The 3,457-nt window shown below is 73.5% G+C and carries 2 protein-coding genes; both read right to left on the reverse strand.

The window, feature by feature from the left end:
* Window positions 1–80: 80 nt before the first annotated feature.
* Window positions 81–794, reverse strand: coding sequence for a class I SAM-dependent methyltransferase (locus UO65_RS32000; protein WP_035290469.1), 714 nt, complete (start codon window positions 792–794; stop codon window positions 81–83).
* Between the two features lie 145 nt (window positions 795–939).
* Window positions 940–2,217 carry a class E sortase gene (locus tag UO65_RS32005; RefSeq protein ID WP_233427930.1) on the reverse strand — a complete coding sequence of 426 codons (1,278 nt, stop codon included), beginning with the start codon at window positions 2,215–2,217 and terminating at the stop codon, window positions 940–942.
* Window positions 2,218–3,457: the final 1,240 nt, after the last annotated feature.

Here is a 3,457-nt window from a genome sequence, read left to right on the forward strand (position 1 = left end):
ATGATCGCCATAGGGGCCCCGGCCAAACACATCCACCCAGCCGGGCACCCACCAAAACCCCGCAATCAACAGCACGCGGCTCACCCGCGGCGGGCCACCACGTAGTTCATCGGCAGGTCGAGCGGGGTGCCGTCGGGCAGGCGGTCGGTGCCGTGCAGGGTCGTGGCGCCGCCGGTCACGATCTCCAGGCCCGCGCCGCCGAGCACGGCCTCCAGCTTCCCGTCCAGCCAGGCGGCGGGCGTCAGGTTGTGCTTGAACACCATGCGCATCTTCGGCACCGCGTCCGGCGCCTTCGCCACGGCGGACTGGATGGTCTGCCCGGCCGCCGGGGACAGCTCGACGGCGAACAGGTGACCGGTCTCACCCAGCAGGACCGCCAGCGAGGCGGCGGCGTCGGGGCGGCGCTCGTCGGGCATCTGGTGCAGCACGCCGCGCATGTAGACGTTCACGTCGCCCAGCTCGGCGTGCAGCGCCTCGGCGGCGGCGGTGTCGGCGAGGTCGAAGGTGCGGAACTCCACCGGGCTGTCGGCCTGCAACTGCCGGGCGTGCTCGATGGCGGCCGGGGCGAAGTCGAGCCCCAGCACGCGGGGGAACGCCTGGGCCAGGGCGGCGGACTGGGTGCCGTTGCCGCAGCCGATGTCGAGGACGGGCAGCCCCTCGGCGAAGTGCGGTCGGAACCAGGGCAGCTGCGCGGTCGCCGTCTCCTCGCCCGCGCTGTCCCACACGGCGCCGCCGCGCTCCTTGGGCAGTTCGGCCCAGAAGCCCTGCCAGTTGGAGTTCACCGTTTGGCTCATATTTCCTCCACCGAATACATCAGCTGAAGGTGTTGGTCTACGGCGCACAGTGGTCGATGACAAGTTTTTGATCACTTATTGGGCTGAGCGAGTGAATCTTGGTAACACTGAGATGACACGAACGCAGCGAAGCCGTCACTCAGAGTCAACCGGTCTCGCCCAGCTCGACGGGGACGACGGTGTGGTCCGCGGTCTTCGGCTGCTCCCGGACCATGACCCCCTGCAGGATCATCCGCTCCTTGTTGGAGAACTTCGGGTGGCAGGTGGTCAGCGTGATCAGCTTCAACCGCTCGTCCTTGGCCAGCGTCGAGTCGACCTTGCCCGGCACCGGGGCCACGACCTCGCTCTGCTGCGGGGTCACGATCTGCCTGCCGGTCGCCTTCGCGTACTCGCCGCCGAGCGGCTCGACCTTCGACCCGCCGTCCTTGCCCGCGCACTTCGGGTCCGCCGCCTTGGACTGCGCCCAGGTCCGCGCGTCGGCGTCGGTGGGCAGCATCCGGTAGACGAACCAGCTCGTCTGCGTCTCCACCACGATGGCGTCACACGCCTGGAGCAGGTCGAGGTCGTTGAACGGCGCCCCCTTGCCCACCCGGTGCCCCGCCACGGCGAAGTTCCCCCGCTGCCCGGGCAGCGCGGAGTTCTTGTAGTGCCCCGGCCCGATCTCCAGGTCGGCGTCGGTGGTCCCCTCGACGACGGTGAACTTGTAGTCCTCGCCGAGCGCGGGGATGTAGAGCTTCGCCATCCCCTCCCCCTCGGCGAACTCGAAGCGCTGCTGCCGCTGCGGGTCGTCACCGGGGGCGTTCCACTGCTCGTCCAGGGCGGAGGTCACGTCGTCCTGCTTGCCCGCGGAGATCAGGTCGGTGATCCACACCTCGTAGACCACGAACAGCAGCACGACCACGCCGAGGGTGACCATGACCTCGCCCGCCGCCGTGATCGCCTTGGCGACCCGGCTCGCCTCGGGTGCGGGCTCGGTGTCCTCGTCCTCGTCGTAATCGCCGTACTCGTCGTCGTAGTGGTCGTCCTCGTCGTGGTCGTCCTCGCCGTGGTCGGCGTGGCCGTCACCTCGGTCGATCGGGTCGCCGTCGGTCTCCGGTCCGGGGACGAAAGCGGTGGGAGCGGGCGCGGCGGCGATGCGCTCGGTCGGCTTGTCGAGGTCCGGCCGGATTCGCGGGATGACCTCGGTGGCCGGGGCCAGCACCTCGGTCGGGGCGTCGACCGGTGCCCCTCGACGCGGCGGGGCGACCCCACCGGGGACGGGGGTGCCCGGGTCGAGCAGGTCACCGTCGGGCCGGTTGATGTCGGTGGGCAGGTCGAACGCCTCGGGCTCGACCCGCCGGCGCCTGCCACCGGACCGGGCGGGCGGAGGCGGCGGGGCGTCACCGTCGGGCCTGCGCCTGCGCCCCCCGGGGGCCGGCGGCACCGCCTCGGCGTCCGGTCGCCGTTCGTCGGACGGGATCGGGTGCCCGTGGGTCGGCTGGGGTGCCCCATTCGGCACGGGGTGGCCGCCGGTGGGCAGGGCACCTGCGCGCCGCCCGCCGTACTGGACCTCCGAGGACGCCGGGCGGCTCGCGGTCGCGCCCGGGTGCCCCTCGGGACCACCGGAACGCTGCCCGCCCGCCCGCGCCTGCGAGGAACCAGGCCCGGTGGCGGAACGGTGTCCATCGGACCGCGCGGGTGCGCCGGCGCGCTGCCCGCCCTCCCAGCCCTGCGGGGAATCAAGCCCTGCGGCCGGACGCGGCGACACCGAGTGACCGTTGGACCGCGCGGGTGCACCGGAACGCTGCCCACCCTCCCACGCCTGCGAGGAACCAGGCCCTGGCACGGAATGGCCATTGGACCGCTCAGGTGCGCCGGAGCGCTGCCCGCTCTCCCAGCCTTGCGGGGAATCAAGCCCCGCGGCCGGACGCGGCGACACCGAGTGGCCGTTGGACCGCGCGGGTGTGCCGGAACGCTGCCCACCCTCCCACGCCTGCGAGGAACCAGACCCTGGCACGGAATGGCCATTGGACCGCTCAGGTGCGCCGGAGCGCTGCCCGCCCTCCCAGCCTTGCGGGGAATCAAGCCCTGCGGCCGGACGCGGCGACACCGAGTGGCCGTTGGACCGCGCGGGTGTGCCGGAGCGCTGCTCGCCCTCCTGACCTTGCGGGGAATCAAGCCCTGCCGCCGGGCGCGGCGGCACCGGATGACCGTTGGGTCGCGCGGGTGTACCGGGGCGCTGGTCCTGTTCCCAGGCCCCCGGCGGAGCGGAGTGGCCATTGGCCTGCGGCGGGGTTGCCGGGCGGCCACCGGTCGCGTCGGCGGGGTGCTCGCCCTGCCGGCCACCGGGGAACGGCTGCCCCTGGGGTGGGCGTGGAGCACCTCGCGGAGGCACGGGGGGGCCGCCTGCCGGGTTGAGCGTGCCGGAGCGCTGTTCCGCCTCCCAGCCGCCCGGCGCCCCGGGGGGCGGCGGCAGGGGGTGCCCGTTGGTCGGGGCGGCGGCGCCGGGACGCGGATCGCCCTCCCACCTGTCCTGCGGCGCAGCCGGACGACCGTCACCCGCAGGCCCGGCGCCTCGTGGCGGTGCCGGGTGGCCGTTGGTCGGCTCGGGGAGGGCGGGGCGGTGTCGAGGCCCGCGCGTGTTCGGCGCGGGGTGGCCGTTCGCGGCTTGGGGGGTGGGGGCC

Origin of the sequence: Actinokineospora spheciospongiae, assembly GCF_000564855.1 — a bacterium.
Lineage (GTDB): Bacteria > Actinomycetota > Actinomycetes > Mycobacteriales > Pseudonocardiaceae > Actinokineospora > Actinokineospora spheciospongiae.

What these genes read in the sequence shown, in the direction of transcription:
- UO65_RS32000 (WP_035290469.1), bottom strand. Translation starts at nt 794, where the DNA reads ATGAGCCAAACGGTGAACTCCAACTGGCAGGGCTTCTGGGCCGAACTG.